The organism is Clostridium sp. LS, from assembly GCF_002760435.1.
In the GTDB taxonomy this organism is placed as follows: Bacteria; Bacillota; Clostridia; order Clostridiales; family Clostridiaceae; genus Clostridium.
In genome coordinates, this window is the sequence record NZ_AUUU01000114.1 from 27,655 (window position 1) to 43,759 (window position 16,105).

General features: G+C 28.4%; 15 protein-coding genes. 4 read left to right on the forward strand and 11 right to left on the reverse strand.

All coding sequences use genetic code 11. The annotated features are described in order from the left end of the window. Nucleotides 1–29: 29 nt before the first annotated feature. From COL3_RS21995 to COL3_RS22020, 6 genes are all read right to left on the reverse strand, one after another. Nucleotides 30–944 (reverse strand): hypothetical protein, encoded by a 915-nt coding sequence (locus COL3_RS21995; protein ID WP_143327556.1) that lies wholly within the window; start codon nucleotides 942–944, stop codon nucleotides 30–32. Nucleotides 945–1,044: 100 nt separating this feature from the next. Beyond that, nucleotides 1,045–2,337, reverse strand: a complete 1,293-nt coding sequence (locus COL3_RS22000; protein WP_008420025.1) for a hypothetical protein — start codon at nucleotides 2,335–2,337, stop codon at nucleotides 1,045–1,047. 344 nt (nucleotides 2,338–2,681) lie between these two features. Then, a complete protein-coding gene (locus COL3_RS22005) occupies nucleotides 2,682–2,993 on the reverse strand; it encodes a hypothetical protein (protein ID WP_008420027.1) in 312 nt (103 codons plus the stop codon). Nucleotides 2,994–3,141: 148 nt separating this feature from the next. Continuing rightward, nucleotides 3,142–3,303, reverse strand: coding sequence for a transcriptional regulator (locus tag COL3_RS22010; protein ID WP_099716722.1), 162 nt, complete (start codon nucleotides 3,301–3,303; stop codon nucleotides 3,142–3,144). A 54-nt stretch (nucleotides 3,304–3,357) separates the two neighbouring features. Next, entirely contained in the window at nucleotides 3,358–3,558 is a 201-nt protein-coding gene (locus COL3_RS22015) for a hypothetical protein (RefSeq protein ID WP_008420029.1), read from the reverse strand. Between the two features lie 9 nt (nucleotides 3,559–3,567). Further along, a complete protein-coding gene (locus COL3_RS22020) occupies nucleotides 3,568–3,771 on the reverse strand; it encodes a helix-turn-helix transcriptional regulator (RefSeq protein WP_008420031.1) in 204 nt (67 codons plus the stop codon). A gap of 107 nt (nucleotides 3,772–3,878) precedes the next feature. Here COL3_RS22020 and COL3_RS22025 point away from each other — a divergent pair, with 107 nt between their 5' ends. Continuing rightward, nucleotides 3,879–4,868, forward strand: a complete 990-nt coding sequence (locus COL3_RS22025) for a hypothetical protein (RefSeq protein ID WP_008420033.1) — start codon at nucleotides 3,879–3,881, stop codon at nucleotides 4,866–4,868. A gap of 36 nt (nucleotides 4,869–4,904) precedes the next feature. Further along, a complete protein-coding gene (locus COL3_RS22030) occupies nucleotides 4,905–6,410 on the forward strand; it encodes a recombinase family protein (protein ID WP_008420035.1) in 1,506 nt (501 codons plus the stop codon). A 17-nt stretch (nucleotides 6,411–6,427) separates the two neighbouring features. Here the strand turns inward: COL3_RS22030 and mutS are convergent, their stop codons facing one another. Together mutS and COL3_RS22040 are read right to left on the reverse strand one after the other, a co-directional pair. Next, the gene (gene mutS / locus COL3_RS22035) at nucleotides 6,428–9,199 is read right to left on the reverse strand and encodes a DNA mismatch repair protein MutS (protein ID WP_008420037.1); all 2,772 of its coding nucleotides are present in this window, start codon (nucleotides 9,197–9,199) and stop codon (nucleotides 6,428–6,430) included. 268 nt (nucleotides 9,200–9,467) lie between these two features. Then, nucleotides 9,468–10,928, reverse strand: coding sequence for an NADP-dependent glyceraldehyde-3-phosphate dehydrogenase (locus COL3_RS22040; protein WP_008420039.1), 1,461 nt, complete (start codon nucleotides 10,926–10,928; stop codon nucleotides 9,468–9,470). Between the two features lie 195 nt (nucleotides 10,929–11,123). Here COL3_RS22040 and COL3_RS22045 point away from each other — a divergent pair, with 195 nt between their 5' ends. Then, nucleotides 11,124–11,702, forward strand: a complete 579-nt coding sequence (locus COL3_RS22045) for a hypothetical protein (protein WP_008420041.1) — start codon at nucleotides 11,124–11,126, stop codon at nucleotides 11,700–11,702. Nucleotides 11,703–11,844: 142 nt separating this feature from the next. Here the strand turns inward: COL3_RS22045 and fetB are convergent, their stop codons facing one another. The 3 genes from fetB to lexA all read right to left on the reverse strand — a co-directional run bounded on the left by fetB (nucleotide 11,845) and on the right by lexA (nucleotide 14,893). After that, nucleotides 11,845–12,627: an iron export ABC transporter permease subunit FetB gene (gene fetB / locus COL3_RS22050; RefSeq protein WP_008420043.1), complete on the reverse strand. Its 783-nt coding sequence runs from the start codon at nucleotides 12,625–12,627 to the stop codon at nucleotides 11,845–11,847. Further along, nucleotides 12,620–13,255 (reverse strand): ATP-binding cassette domain-containing protein, encoded by a 636-nt coding sequence (locus COL3_RS22055; protein ID WP_008420045.1) that lies wholly within the window; start codon nucleotides 13,253–13,255, stop codon nucleotides 12,620–12,622. Before COL3_RS22055 ends, fetB begins: the two co-directional genes overlap by 8 nt. A 99-nt stretch (nucleotides 13,256–13,354) precedes the next feature. Beyond that, the gene (lexA, locus tag COL3_RS22060) at nucleotides 13,355–14,893 is read right to left on the reverse strand and encodes a transcriptional repressor LexA (RefSeq protein WP_008420047.1); all 1,539 of its coding nucleotides are present in this window, start codon (nucleotides 14,891–14,893) and stop codon (nucleotides 13,355–13,357) included. Between the two features lie 251 nt (nucleotides 14,894–15,144). On the opposite strand from lexA, the gene COL3_RS22065 reads away from it, so the two are divergent. Beyond that, nucleotides 15,145–15,939 (forward strand): Cof-type HAD-IIB family hydrolase, encoded by a 795-nt coding sequence (locus tag COL3_RS22065; protein WP_008420049.1) that lies wholly within the window; start codon nucleotides 15,145–15,147, stop codon nucleotides 15,937–15,939. Nucleotides 15,940–16,105 lie beyond the last annotated feature (166 nt).

Consider the following 16,105-nt stretch of genomic DNA (forward strand, 5'->3'; position numbering starts at 1 on the left):
TGGTTACTGTAATATTGCTGTCAATTTTCTTAGGCTGCATATTCAATTTCTCGCTTTTTTAACTTTCCATTTTCTATTTCATATACACACTTATCCTTAACATACATATTTTTATATACATGATCATTGAAACAATTGTTGTTAATTTTCTTATACACAAGTTTCTTAAGATCATGAGGTCTTATAGTAAAACCTACAAGGAATTCATTAAATGATACAACATAAGTATTTTTTGTTTTTATATTCTTAAAATTAAATACATCTCTCTTTTCAGCATTAATACCTGCATTACGCGAAGCAAAACTAAATCTGTTTTCCATATATCTTCCTTTATCTATTACTTTATTTAACTGATAGCAAACTTTATTATATTGAATTATTAACTCTACAAGATAGTCGTACACTTCTGTAAAGTTATTCATACAACTAATATCTCTATATGTTTCAGTTTCCAATAAAACCCATATACCTAGATGATTGCTTCTCCCTTTTAACCAATATAGCAGAGATAGAAATATTGGTGATCTATCAGCATTGATATTCTCAATTTCACTAATATTATCAAAAAGTTCTAAAGTAAATGCATGTATAATTTCATGACAAATAACTTCCTGTATTATACCTTTCCAATACCTTCTAGTAAAATACTTATTGAATTTACCGATAAAGTATTTATCGATTATAGTAATGTCTATAGATATTTTATGCAAATATCTGTGAGGATCCTTTTCTCTTTGAATCTTTTGATACAACCCACTGGCATTTATTTTACCTAAATTGGCTGCCACAATCACTACTGGATGTGTTAATAGCTTTCTATGTTCAAATTTAAAACATATCTTCTTTAATCTGTTCATTTCTTTTTCTAATAATTTATTTAGTAAATCCTGTCTCATTTTGTTGAGTTCTTCACTAGCTTCTCTCATGATCATCGTTCCTTTCATAATTTAATTTTTATAGTTCTCATCTTAAAGCCGTCCTTTTAATCCATATCTTTTATATTGCATTCAGTTATATATTAACTAAAATATTAGATTGAAATCCTCAATCATGTACATCAACTATATTTATAAATTTATCCTGTTCTATACACATAAATATATCCTTTTCTGTAATTGGTTCTAATTCACCATCTGAATATAAATAGTGATATCCCGTTTTAATAATCAATTTCTTATAATCGCTAATTGTTTTATCTGATAAACTTATACTATAGATTTCTCCATTCAAATATCTAATTACTCTCTTAGCTGCTTTCTTCTTTGTTCTTGTAAAAAGTTCACTCTCATCTATAATCTTATACAGCTTGTCTTTCGTTGTAATTCTTTTATTAAGACAGCATTGGTTTATGAAATGATTAATTAAATTATATTGATACTCTTTACTCATTAAAATTTCAACATTTGACTTATTATTAAATTTAGAATACTGAATATATATAGATAAATTGTTGCAATTATACATCTGAAAACTAGTAATATTTATATCAATATAAAAACGTCTGTTACAAAATACCGATTTAAAATCTGGTGTAATTGTTGTAGCTGGTATAACACACATATTCATATCAATGCTTGTCTTAATATCAAAATCTAAGCTTTTGTAACAATTAGCATTAATCATAGGATATGCTATTTCTCTCATCCTAATTAAATTCCTAACCCTCTCTACTTTTTTATTCAATGAATATCTCATATTCTTAAATTCAATTCTTAAGTCTTCTTTGCCTTCATCTATATTTAATAATCTGTAGATACTATTATTTCTATGCTGCTGCTCTCTTCCCTTAAAGTAGATAATAATTACAGCACTACTTTTATTTTTATCCTTACCACTATAAAAGTACAAGGTCCCATCATTTCCTAGTTTACAATCTAACCTTCTGTGTGGAATCTTTATCTTTTTAAATAGTTTAAATCTTGCTTCAATGTTTTCGATAGTATCTATAATATCAATATTAGTTTCATCCTTTGTTATCTTCATTGTTTCAGATGAAGGAAGACTATCTACATACACTATACTATCAATCCCATTATAAATCCGTTTAATAAGATCAGCTGTAAAGATATTAGATTTAGGTGTACTATTGTTACCGTTGTAGAGCTTAGCTATACTAAATGAAATATACATATCACCATATGTATTGGAGTACCTTAAATAACTCACGTTAAATATGCCTAAATTACATATCATACTCCCATAACTATAATAACTCATCCTACTCTTGTATTTATCACCTAAGTCCTTATTATATTGGATACTCCATTGGGATTTATCATTACGTAAGCTATTAATATTTACTCCTTTAATACTTATTCTTATCCTATCTTTTCCCAATTCAATTTCTCCCCTTAAAACAGTAGCTAAAGCCTTATGAATAGTGGCTTTAGCTACTATTGCTAAAATAAAAAACTTCTAAAAACTTCACTATATTATAAGACCTCTTCCAGTACCTTATAATTTAAATTAGAATTTCAAACTATTCTTTGTTAATGCTGCAGCTTGTAATTTGAATATCATATATTCTCGCTCCTTAAAATTAAACTCTCTACCAATGGACAATAACTTATAGTTTATATTTAAAAAAATAAATGCTTTATACCATGTTAATGTATTAAAAAAATTCAAGGTAATTTACACATTCTTATAAGCGAATCACAAATAAACTTTTCCTTATTATTTTAAAACGATATATATTCATCTTCACTGCTACCCATATTTTCTCTATATGATGAATTTATAGCTTCATTTAATTCTGTAAAAATTCTAGCTGAGAGCCTTAAAATCTCTTTTATATCTTCTGTATCATATAAAACATCACCATTATTTATAGCATGTTTATTCTCATCTAAATAAACCATTACTTGTTCAATATAATCATAAATCGAAGCATCATTTATAAGGCTCCTAGATTGAATCATCCCCATCATTAAGTTTTGTTTATTAATTTCACAACATCTTGGTATATTCTCATTTTTCAATAAAATTTTCATATGCTAGTTCCTCCCCTTTTTCAATAAAGTATTCAACCTTAATACTATTGAAAGTTTCATATATATGCTTGTTGCTATTTTAAACTTACTCTGTCGGAATTGACATAAAAGCCTATTAGCACCTATCTTATTTCTTTGTTATTGCAAATTATATAGCATGTAATTGATCTTTTAGTTCATCTACCTCATAGTAGTATTTTTTAGGTACTCTTCCTGCAATAACAATGTACCCTTTAGATTTTAATTCATTATTAAACTGCCTAATTATCACATATGCTTTTGAAGCACTTACTCCTAAAATTTTTTTAATGTCTGTAACCGCGCTAACTCATACTTTGATATTGTTTAATTTGATTTTTCAGAATCAGGCTATATCCATTTCAGACGTAGATTCTTTCTTACCACATGCCTTTTTAATAATTCCTGCATCAATAAGCCCTTTAACTAATGAATCAATAAATTGTATATCAAAGTCATCTGGTATTACTTTTGTACCTGTTCTTTCTTCTTTTAATTTAGTTCTTGATTTTCTATCATAAGTTATTCTATATGTTACTGCGTCCATCTATCATTTCTACCTCTCGCCTACATAATCTTGAAATATTGTTTCTTCATCAACTTCTAAAAATTCTGCTATACGTTTCCTCCATCCAGGAAAACAATACTTTTTTCCTCTTATTACTTGGTTAATATCTGAAGGAGAAATCTTAGTCATTCTTGATAATTCTAGTTGACTGATTCCTCTTTCTCTAAGGATAAGTTTAATATTATTTTTCATATTCTCACCTCCAAAAACTATTGACTAATGACAAACTCTATAATAAAATAGATCTCGTAATCAATCAACAGTTAAGATTGATTACATATTTAAAGGAGGTATAAACAATGAAAGATAATATTTTTTCAACAGAATTTTATTCTATTACATCAGAACTCGAGAAATATAGTGAATGCAGATTAGATAAACTATCTAATGACATGTATGGGATTGTCGCCCCTACAAATTCAAAACTAATTCCCATAAACATCTTTGAAAATAATATTTATAATACTGAAGAAGTTGAACATAACTTTATTGTTGATTTATTAAATATTGAAATGTTAATTCCATCAAATATGAGAGGTAAGCTTCATAAGTATAATTATAAGTTAGATGAGTCTTTGGAAATTAGTATTAACTCAGCTATTTTAGAGTATATAAATAACTATGGATTCTTAGGATTAATTACACTGACTAAAAATAACAATGGAAAGTTTGATTTAATCAATAGAAATTATAAAGAGACTAAGTCTAATTACTATGGTAATATTCTTAGTAATGTTCAAATCAATCGTTATAAAGACTTAAAGCTTTCAAACTCAGAAGGTTTCAGAGAAGATTTTTACATTCTACCTAAAAACATACCAACTAATGAATTTATTTATGCTGAACCTGTATATATGATTCTAGATGCTATAGAATCCCTTCATAGATTTAAAAAAAGTTGGGAATTTTATTTAGATAAGCAACTTAAACCTGAAGATAAGTTTAACTCTTTATTTGATGAGCCTTTAAAAGACATAGAAACATGGGGAGAATATTTTAGTACATTTGGCTACAACAAATATAATGTATTTGAAAACACTACAAATTATAAAATTGGTTTGGAATTTAATAAACATATAAATATGAGTTATACTTGTAAGTCTCTAATTGATTTAATCCGTTTATACCTTATATTAGATATTGTTTTCAAAGATCAAGCTATTTCATTTTGCAAGACCTGTGATAAGATGTTTATTAAAACTAATCCTAAAAAAGAGTATTGTAGCGATACATGTCGTTCCTACTACAATGTTAATAAGATAAGAGGAAAGAGAAATGTTAAGAAATAAATTTAAAATACTTTCAATAAATACGGAGGAAATACAATGAAAGCAGCCATATATGCTAGATACAGTTCTGATAACCAACGTGAAGAATCCATAGATGCTCAAATTCGTGCCATAAAAGAATATGCTGATAAAAATGGAATAATAATCACTAAAATCTATACTGATGAAGCAAGATCAGCAACAACAGATAATAGACCTAGATTTCTTGAAATGATAAAAGATAGTGAATTTGGATTATTTGACGCTGTAATAGTTCATAAACTTGATCGTTTCTCAAGAGATAGATATGACAGTGCGCATTACAAGAGAATTTTAAAAAAGAATAATGTAAGGCTCATATCAGTCCTTGAACATTTGGATGATAGTCCTGAAAGTATAATACTTGAATCAGTTCTTCAAGGTATGGCTGAATACTATTCTAAAAACTTAGCTAGAGAGGTTATGAAAGGAATGAAGGAAACAGCTCTTCAATGTAAACATACTGGAGGTAAACCTCCTTTAGGCTATGATGTAGATCCTGCAACTAAAAAATATATAGTAAATCAGTATGAAGCCTCTTCAATAAAGCTCATATTCCAAATGTATTCTGAAGGTTATGGCTACAGTCAAATTATTAATAAACTTAACCTATTAGGTTATAAAACCAAAACAGGAAAACCTTTTGGTAAGAATAGCTTATCAGAAATACTTAGAAACGAAAAATATATAGGTATATATGTATTCAACAAAGTACCTAAAATGGTTGATGGTAAGAGAAACTCTCATAGATTTAAAAATTCTGAAGAAATAATAAGGATTCCAGATGGATTGCCGGCTATTGTTGATGAGGAAACCTTTAATAAAGTTGCTAAAAGAATGATAGGGAATAAAAGAAATGCAACAAATAAAGCTAAAGAACCCTATATATTATCAGGTAAGATTTTCTGTGGATCTTGTGGTGCTGCTATGATAGGACATACCAGCCATTCTGGCAGAAATAAAACAAAATATTCAACATATAACTGCGGCACAAGATACCGTACAAAACAATGTAAAATGAAAAATATTCAGAAAGAATATATAGAAGATTTAACTTTAACTGAAATTAAGAATAAAATCTTAAATCCAAGTTCAATAAAAAAACTAACTAAAAAATTGATAGCTCACTATTCTAAAATGATAAATGATAATGCTGATGAGTTAAAGCAACTAGATAAACGTCTTAAAGAGCTTCAATTTGAAATAGATAATATTGTGGAAGCTATTTCTAAAGGAATGTTTCATATATCCTTTAAAGAAAAGATGGATACTCTTGAGACTGAAAAGATTAAAATATCAGGGTATATCAATGAACTGCAAGCCGCAATGAATAGTAGCCAACTTAACGAAAAACTTATAGAGCAATATTTAATGAAAGATTTTAAGGCTATAAATGAGAAAAGTGCTAATGATTTAAAAACAATCATTAACACCTATGTAGAATCAATTCAAGTTTATGACGATAAGGTTGACATTAACCTTATCCTATTTTTTGTACATTTAAATGGTGGAGGCGAAGCATGACCAGCAACTACATCTATTTAATTATTCAACTTTTTAGCTTCAGAAACTAATCTGTATAAGGTATTCATAGCTTCCATTGGATTTAAATTTAATATATCAACGTCACTAATTTCTTTTAGCAACGCTTCCTTTTCGATAAAAGTAAAGTCTAACTGCATGTTACTTGAAGAATCCTTATTCTTGTGTTTCTTATGTGTATGCTCTAATTTATTTTCAATAACATTTTCATTTAAAGGAGCTTTTTCATGTTTAACTTCTTCAACATACTCACTCTTATTTTCAGAAACTGTTTCTGTAACAATAACCTTATTATCTGAAGTGCTTATATCTACAGAAACTTCACTTTCTTTAATAGCATTATTGGTTACCTTATGTATATCAAAAGTATTTTCGCCTTCAAGGCTTAAAAGAATCTCTTTAGCTCTATTAATTACCCCCTCAGGAAGTCCTGCTAATTTTGCAACCTCAATTCCATAAGATTCATCTGCGCCGCCTTCGACTATTTTTCTTAGGAATATTACACTATCTTTCATCTTCTTAACTGCTACAGAATAGTTTTTAACTCCAGGCAAAACTCCTTCTAATTTTACTAGTTCATGATAATGGGTAGCAAATAATGTCTTGCATCTTAAATTTTCATTACCTGTAATATACTCAATGACAGACCAAGCAATAGAAAGTCCGTCATATGTTGAAGTACCACGGCCAACCTCATCTAGTAATACTAAACTTTTAGACGTTGCGTTCTTAAGTATATTAGAAACTTCCCACATTTCCACCATAAAGGTTGATTTACCACCTGCCAAATCATCTGATGCACCAATTCTAGTGAATATCTTATCACATATTGATATATTGGCACTAGCAGCTGGAACAAATGAACCTATTTGAGCCATTAAGGTAATCAAGGCAACCTGTCTCATATAAGTAGATTTACCAGCCATGTTTGGACCTGTTATAAGCAATAATTCTTTATCACTTTGATTTAAGATAGTATTATTAGAAACAAACTCTCCTCTACCAATTACTTTTTCAACTACCGGATGCCTTCCTTCTGCTATTTCAATTAAACCATCTTCATTAATTTCAGGTTTAACATAATCATTTTCAAGAGCTATTAGTGCTAATGTAGATATACCATCTAAATTTGATATAATTCTAGCACTTTTTTTCAGTCTAGTAATTTCATTTTCAATTTTATCTCTTATTTCACTAAATAGTGTATACTCTAAATTTATAAGCTTTTCTTCAGCTCCTAAAATCTTATCTTCCATTACTTTAAGTTCTTCTGTAATGTATCTTTCAGCATTAGCAAGGGTTTGTTTTCTAACATACCTTCCTTCTGGAATAGAACTATAATTAGATTTTGATATTTCTATATAATATCCAAAGACCTTATTATAACCAACCTTTAAAGATTTAATTCCTGTAAATTCTCTTTCACGATTTTCAAGAGCAGCAATCCACTCTTTTCCATGTAACTTAGATTGCCTTAATTCATCAACTTCTGCATTATATCCATCCTTTATTATATTTCCTTCTTTAATACTTAATGATGGATCCTCCTTAATTGACAATTCCAATAAATTTCTTATATCTGCAAGTTCATCTAAACTTTCATAATACTCCTTTAATAAATCAGAATTAGTGTTCTTTAAAAGTCCTTTTATAGCAGGAATTTTATCTAAAGATGCTTTTAGTGATAATAAATCTTTTGCATTGACATTTTTATTTGATATTTTACCTACGATTCTTTCAATATCATAAATATCTTTTAATGAATTTCTCAAATCTTCGTTTAAACTAATTGAACTAAATATCTCATTTACACCATTTAGTCTCTTAATAATTTCAGATTTAATTATTAATGGTTCTTCAATCCATTTTCTTATAGTTCTACCACCCATAGATGTAGCACTTTTATCAAGAACCCATAAAAGAGAACCCTTTTTACTTTTTTCTCTTATACTTTCAGTAAGTTCTAAGTTTCTTCTCGAATTTCCATCTATAGTCATGTAATTAACTATTTCGTATTGCTCTAATAAATTTAAATTTGTCAAACTCATTTTTTGAGTTTCATATATGTACTTAAGTAATACTCTGCTGGCAATTTCTCGTTCCTCATTTAGCCCTGCTACTTCCATTTCAGAAAATTGCTCCATAAGTTCTTCTTTTCTAACAAGAAACTCATCGAATTTCTTTTTTGATAAAAGTGCTGATGTGACTCCGCTTATATCATTTATTAAGGTTTCATCTAAACTCTCATCAATTAAAATTTCCTTAGGTGAAACTTTTGAAATTTCATCTAATAAGCTAATTTTTATATTATCAAAAGAAGTTACTTTAAACTCACCTGTGCTTATGTCTGAAACTGATATACCAATTTTATCATCATTTATGTATATAGCCATTAAATATGTATTATCATTTTCTAAGGAACTATTTACATCAACAAAAGTCCCTGGTGTAATTATTTTTACCACACCTCTTTTTACAATTCCCTTACTTTCTTTAGGATCTTCAAGCTGTTCACATATAGCAACTTTATACCCTTTATTAACTAATCTAGGAATATATGCAGCAGCTGCATGATGTGGAATTCCACACATAGGAGCCCGTTCTTCAAGGCCGCAATTCTTTCCAGTTAGTACTAATTCTAATTCTCTTGATACTGTAACAGCGTCATCAAAGAACATTTCATAAAAATCACCTAATCTATAGAAAAGAATACAATCGCTGTATTCCTCCTTAGTTTTCATATATTCTACCATCATTGGCGTTAAAGCCATAATTAATTTCCTCCTTTAAGGCTAACATTTTTAAGGGAAGATATAAATATATTTACTTTATCCTCATGTCTAGCTACTGTAATCACCTATTTTTCATGGTAGGAGATAACAGTAATTAGAACCTGGACAAACCAAACTAAGATTCAGATGGAAATTAAGTTCCACTTGAATCAAATTTTACTTTATAACCTAAAAATCCCTAGAACAATTATAACAATTATCTTAGGGATTTTCATTATTATTTTTTATTTCATTTTTGTTAAACTCATTATCTTACTAAATTTATTACAGTGGCTTTAGGTCTAGACATCGATTCAATAGAATATCTTATTCCTTGTGTTCCAATTCCTGAAGCTTTTACACCTAAGAAAGGAAAATGATCAGGACCTCTTTCTGTTTTATTATTAACTTGAACAGTTCCAACCTCTAATCTATCTGCTACATAAAATGCATCATCTATTTTTTCTGTAAATACTGCTCCTTGAAGACCATACTCTGATTTATTTGCAATTTCTATAGCTTCGTCTTTGTCTTTTACTCTAATAATAGGTAATACTGGTCCAAATGGCTCTTCCCAAGCAATTCTCATGTCTGTAGTTACATTATCAAATAGAGTTGGGTATATTAAATTGCCATCCCTGTTTCCACCTACAATTAAATCTGCACCCTTATCCTTGGCATCTTTAATCAGTTCCTCAACATAATCAGCTGACTTAGTGCTTATTAATGGTACTATATCTACATCTTTATCAAGAGGATTTCCAACAGTAAGTTTGCTCATTTTTTGCTTTACTTTTTCAACTAACTCATCAGCAACTTTTTCTAGAACTAAAATTCTTTTTACAGCTGTACATCTTTGACCAGAATATGAATATCCTCCTGCTACTATATTATTAGCAGCAAGTTCTAAATCTGCATCTTCTAAAACAATAGCTGCATCTTTACCTCCTAGTTCCATAAGCAGAGGAACCATACTTGTTATTTTAGAAATTCTTACTCCTACTTCTGTACTACCTGTAAAATTAATAAAGTTTATACCTTTATGTGTTACAGCATAATCACCTATATCGCTGCCTTTTCCTGTTATAGTATTTAAAATACCTGCAGGTACACCTGCTTCTTGAAATACTTTTGCTAAATATAAACCACATAAGCTTCCTTGAGTTGCAGGCTTAAGTACAACAGAATTTCCTACAATTATTGCTGGGGCTATTTTAGATGCTGATAAATTTATTGGATAATTAAATGGAGAAATTGCAAGTACAACTCCTAGCGGCTCTCTATTTACAACTGAAATTTTATTTCTTTTAAATCCAGGGAATGTATCGCCTGGTATACTTTCACCCGCCATATTTTTAGCTGTATCTGCTGTAAATCTAATAAAATCAGCAGTTCTATGAATTTCTGATTTAGAACTTTTTCTATCCTTACCAATTTCTCTTATCATTATATCAACAAGTTCGTTAGTGTTTTCTACTAAGATATTAGCAGCTTTGTATAATATTTCTGCTCTTTCACTTATTGGCACTTTACTCCATTCTCTTTGAGCATCTTTAGCAATCTTTATTACATAGTCAACTTCTTCTTTTGTCATAGCTGGAACTGTGCCTACTAGAGAATTATCCAGTGGAGAATGTATTTCTATTAAATTATTCTCTTTGGCACCTACCCATTCACCGTTTATTAAATTTTTGAAATTATTATTCTCACATTTTATACAATTAAACATTATTTCACCTCTTCCCGATAAATTATATTAATTAATATTAATTACTCTTTAGTATTATATTACACCAGTTATTATATTATATCCATATAAAAAAATATAATAAGGCAAATAAATTTAAAATATTGCAAAAAATAACTTGAAATTAATCCGTTCTTAATACTTTTTCAATATAATATTTACAAAAGGAGTGATAGTATGAAAAAATTAAATATATGCATTGATATTGATGGAACTATAACAGATCCTTATTATTGGTTAAGCCATGCAAATAGCTATTTTAACTGTAACATTTCAGAAGAACAAGTTACATGCTATGAAATTGCTAATGTTCTTAATGTAAAAGAAAGTGACTACCTTGAATTTTATGATAAGCTTAAAGTAAAAATTCATACTGAAGAAAAATTAAGAGATGATGTTAAAGAAATATTGAATAAAGTTTTTGAAAATAATAATATCTATTTTGTAACAGCTAGAGAAAAATCTTTAGAACTTTTGACTTTTCTTTATTTAAAAGAACATGGAATTCCCTTTGATGAACTTTATGTTTTAGGTACCCACAATAAAGTTCCTAAAGCTTTTGATTTAGACTGTGATATTTTTATAGAAGATAGTTATGACAATGCTCTTCAATTATCGCAAAGTGGATTTTTTGTTATATTGCTTGATACAAATTATAATAGATTTGAGTTAAATGAAAATATTGTAAGGGTTTCAAATTGGACAGAAGTATTACAAATTATAAATGAATTTATAAAAGAAAGTGAAGCAATCTAATATAAATTCATTATCCTACCAGATATATAAAAAATAGTGCACAAAAGACATTCCTTATTTTTTAAATATATTTTTGTTTCAAATCTTATTTCTTAAACTTCTTCTTTAAGTAATCCCCCCTCCTTTCCCTCATATCTTAAATTTACTTTAATCTATTATCTTTAGTAAAAAATGTTCTGTAACCAAGTGTTACAAATAATACAGTTGTAATAGCTGTACTTCCTAAAATTGCAAGCATAATCCCAATTTGATATTTTATTGCAGTAAGAGGATAAGTTCCAGAAAGAATTTGTCCTGTCATCATTCCTGGCAAGGACACAATTCCTATAGTAAGCATATTGCTCATTGTAGGCAAAATTGCACTATCAAAGGCATTATTTACAATTTCTTTAGCTGCTGCCACTGGTGTTGCACCAAGCATTAAAGAATTTTCAATTTCAACCCTTTTATCTTCAAAATCGTTACATAGTCTATTGGCCCCTAAAGAGATACCTGTCATACTGTTACCAACAATCATTCCTGAAATAGGTATAAAATATTGTGGATTGAACCAAGGTCGCACGTTTAATACGATAATTATAAAAAATGCAGCAACTAATAAGCATCCAACTATCATAGAAAAAGCAATAATTATCTTTAGTTCCTTTGACATTTTAGTTTTTACTCTTTCAATCGAACTATAAATAGCAAAAGAAATCATTATAAAAATCATTAATGAAGTCAGCCACCATCTAGGGTTTTCAAAGACAAACATTAAAATATATCCCATTATTGTTAGCTGTAAAGTCATTCTAGTTGAAGCAATCAAAATTTGCTTTTCACGTTTTATTCCTCTTGCTTTAAATATAATCAGCATTATAAATACAAATACATAAGCTATTGAAAGTTGAACTACAGATAAGTTCATTACCGAATTATTATTCATAATATGCCTCCGTTACCTTTCCTTCTTCAATCCTTATTAATGAATCTGGAAATTTTCGAGCAATTTGTTCTGAGTGAGTAATCATAATAAGTTCTTTATTATTTTCCAAAACAAACTTTGAAAAATTATCAATTATAAACTGCTCTGTTTCTTTATCTAATGCTGCGGAAGGTTCATCTAGTAAATATGTATCAGCATCCATTAACATGACACGCGCAAGACATAACCTTTGTTTTTCTCCCCCTGAAAGATTACCACACCCATCAGATAGCTGTTTATTAAGTTCCACTCTTTCAAGAGTTTCCTTTAATATATCTTGAGATGCTTCTTTCTTTTTTGAAAATTCTAAACCAATTTGCAAATTATCTTCAATTGTACCACTGTATATTACAGGAGTCTGTCCAAGCATCACAACATTTCGTCTGAGCTTTATCGTATCCATTTTAGAAATATCATTATTATTATAATAAATAGCCCCCTCGTCAGGCACATTTAAACAATTTAACATTCGTAGAAGTGTGGTTTTTCCACTACCTGAAGGCCCTATAATACATGTTATGGGTTTATTGATACGCAAAAAAGAAATATCTAATATATTTTTATATTTCAAATTCCTTATTTCAAACATATTTCTCACATCCTTTGTATATATTTAGTATGCATAATTAAAAAATAATAGACCTTGTAACAATTATAACAATTATTACAAGGTCTTTCATTAATTTTACTAATTTTTAACCAGCCCGATAGCTACTCCAAGAAAACTAAATTGCTGATCTGTGATAAAAATAGGTTCATACTTCTCATTTTCAGGCATAAGAACAACTTGTCTATTAATAATATTGTAGGTCTTTAATGTAGCTTCACCATCAATATCAACTGCAACTATATCTTTAACCTTTGGCATACCTTGTTTAATTATTACAACATAGTCTCCATCACAAATATTCTTATTAATCATAGAATCACCTTTAACTTTAAGCATAAATGTATCCTTCGAACTACGTATCCATTCTTTTGGTAAGTAATAATTGTCTTCCATATACTCATTTATAGGAATAGGACTACCTGCGGCAATTTCACTAAATACTGGAATACTCACTACTTCTTCAACTTTTTCTTCAATTCCGTTATATTCAATATATATATCATCTATATTTCCAGAATCTTTTATGAAATTATGATGTATATTTCTTTTCAAATCAATATACTTAATAGTGTCCAATCTTAAAGGCTCTTCTATTTTAATATCCCTTTCTATAGTGTTATCTTCTAATAAGACATCCTTAGCATCATTAGATTCATTTATTTCTTTAATCTCAACACTAGAATAATTCGTCTTTAAGGTAATACTTTTTCCTTTCATATCATAGCCTAAACTAGCAAAGGACTTTCCATTTGTAAGCCAACTATCAGATTCGTTATTATTAGATGTATCCATTATAAAAGTAATGCTTGAATATGTTTTTTTATTATATATTGCACCTAAGAATTCTAGTTGAGCTTTTGTTAACATTTGGCTATCATCAATAAAAATATGCACATATGATTTTACCATCTTACTTTTTGCTGCTTTTAAAGCTAATAAAACTAAATCCTGATCATCAACTTTGTTTGCTTCATTTAAGTTTTTATTATACTCATTAAATATTTCAAATATAGCTTGTCTTTGCTCAGAATTTTTTCTAAGTACTTTAGGATAGCTGCTATTAACCAAGTTACTTATTTTTTTAGACCTATTGGCATTTTGATATTCATTAAGCTTTGTAAAATTACACGACTTTATCCATGTAATTTCTTTTTGTATAAAGTCAATATATTTCAAGTCTAATATATTAAGCTTTTTTTTATTATTTTTATTTATTACAGCCATTATTGCTTTATTAAGGCAACCTTGTCTTTCGTCTAAAGATGCAATAGTAAAATTCTTTTTATGATTCTTTTTGTATTGATTAAAGTAATACATTATTAGTGAATCTATTGTACTAATTTCTAATTTATCACTATTATCTTCGTCAAAAAAACTGCTTTGGTGGTACTTTTCAGTTTCTATATTTTTATAAATAAATGAAACATCCTTTGATACTTCTTCACTATACGTAGCAATAAGTATTTTATCATCCTTAGTTATGCAATAATTGTTAAGTAATGATGGAATTTTATTTATAAATGTTGTAGTTTTTCCTGTTCCCTTTTCGCCTTTTATTAGCATATGGCCATTAGGCTTGCTTCTAAGTATCTTCTTTTGCTCTCTATTAAACTCCACTTTTTCACTCCTTCCATTTATTACTTACACTTAAAATATCTTACGAACAAATATTTTAATTATTGTTGTAATTATACTATATTATCAGGGAAAGTGCAAAATTTAGGCTTTCGCCACTATGAATGTATCATGGTAAAACTATTGAAATGTTGTATTACTTAAGCAAAATATGTATAATTGACAAAGAAACTATTTTATACGGAAGTAAAAATATCCAAAGAATGTACAAGCAGATCTGGAAGGAGAAAAAAATGAAACCTAACATAATATTTTTTGATATTGATGGAACCTTACTTAGCGAAGAAACTTATACAGTTCCAGAAAGTGCAAAAAGAGCAATAAAAATGGCACAAGAAAATGGACATCTTGTATTTATTAATACGGGAAGGCCAATATTGGAAATTGATGATTGTATTCAGGAATTAAATTTCGATGGATATATATGTGGATGTGGTACATACATAGAATTTAAGAATAAAGAGTTATTTCATAAAAGCCTAGGAGTCGAATTATCAAAACTAGTTGCTAAAAGATTAATTGAGCATAAAATTGATGGTATCTTAGAAGGAAAATTTGGTGTTTATTATGACGATGATAATAATATATGCTCGAAGGAAGTTCTAAGAATTAAAGCTCGCCATATTAAAGAAGGTTTTTATAAGGGACAAACTTTTGAAGATCCAGAAATAGATTTTGATAAATTTGTAATATGGGCAAATGAAAATAGTAATTTTGAATCCTTTCATGAAGAATTTAAAAGTTATTTTGATTTTATACACCGCGGTGAAAATTTTTATGAACTAGTTCCAATTGGTTTCTCAAAGGCCACTGGCATTAAATATTTAATTGATATTTTAAATATCCCTCATGAAAATACTTACGCTATTGGTGACAGTACTAATGATTTAACCATGCTTGAATATGTTAAAAACAGCATTGCTATGGGTAATAGTAATCCAGTATTATTTGATTTAGTTTCATTTGTTACAAAAGATATTGAAGAAGATGGAATTGAACATGCTTTAAAACACTATGAGATCATATAAGCGAAAAATATTTATTCCTAATTCAATATATAGAACTATAGCTTTTTTGAAGCATACTTTAATAGCGGCATAGTAATTTAAAAGAGTGAGATTAAAATAAATTCTCACTCTCTTAGGCACAATCAAAAAAATAACAAGTCCATTTGCCAGCCTATTTTCCATGGCA

Coding starts and splice junctions, on each gene's coding strand:
- COL3_RS22005 (WP_008420027.1), bottom strand. CDS start 2,993: ATGAAAATTTTATTGAAAAATGAGAATATACCAAGATGTTGTGAAATT.
- COL3_RS22030 (WP_008420035.1), top strand. CDS start 4,905: ATGAAAGCAGCCATATATGCTAGATACAGTTCTGATAACCAACGTGAA.
- COL3_RS22065 (WP_008420049.1), top strand. CDS start 15,145: ATGAAACCTAACATAATATTTTTTGATATTGATGGAACCTTACTTAGC.
- COL3_RS22025 (WP_008420033.1), top strand. CDS start 3,879: ATGAAAGATAATATTTTTTCAACAGAATTTTATTCTATTACATCAGAA.
- COL3_RS22015 (WP_008420029.1), bottom strand. CDS start 3,558: ATGGACGCAGTAACATATAGAATAACTTATGATAGAAAATCAAGAACT.
- mutS (WP_008420037.1), bottom strand. CDS start 9,199: ATGGCTTTAACGCCAATGATGGTAGAATATATGAAAACTAAGGAGGAA.
- COL3_RS21995 (WP_143327556.1), bottom strand. CDS start 944: ATGAAAGGAACGATGATCATGAGAGAAGCTAGTGAAGAACTCAACAAA.
- COL3_RS22040 (WP_008420039.1), bottom strand. CDS start 10,928: ATGTTTAATTGTATAAAATGTGAGAATAATAATTTCAAAAATTTAATA.
- COL3_RS22045 (WP_008420041.1), top strand. CDS start 11,124: ATGAAAAAATTAAATATATGCATTGATATTGATGGAACTATAACAGAT.
- fetB (WP_008420043.1), bottom strand. CDS start 12,627: ATGAATAATAATTCGGTAATGAACTTATCTGTAGTTCAACTTTCAATA.
- COL3_RS22020 (WP_008420031.1), bottom strand. CDS start 3,771: ATGAAAAATAATATTAAACTTATCCTTAGAGAAAGAGGAATCAGTCAA.
- COL3_RS22055 (WP_008420045.1), bottom strand. CDS start 13,255: ATGTTTGAAATAAGGAATTTGAAATATAAAAATATATTAGATATTTCT.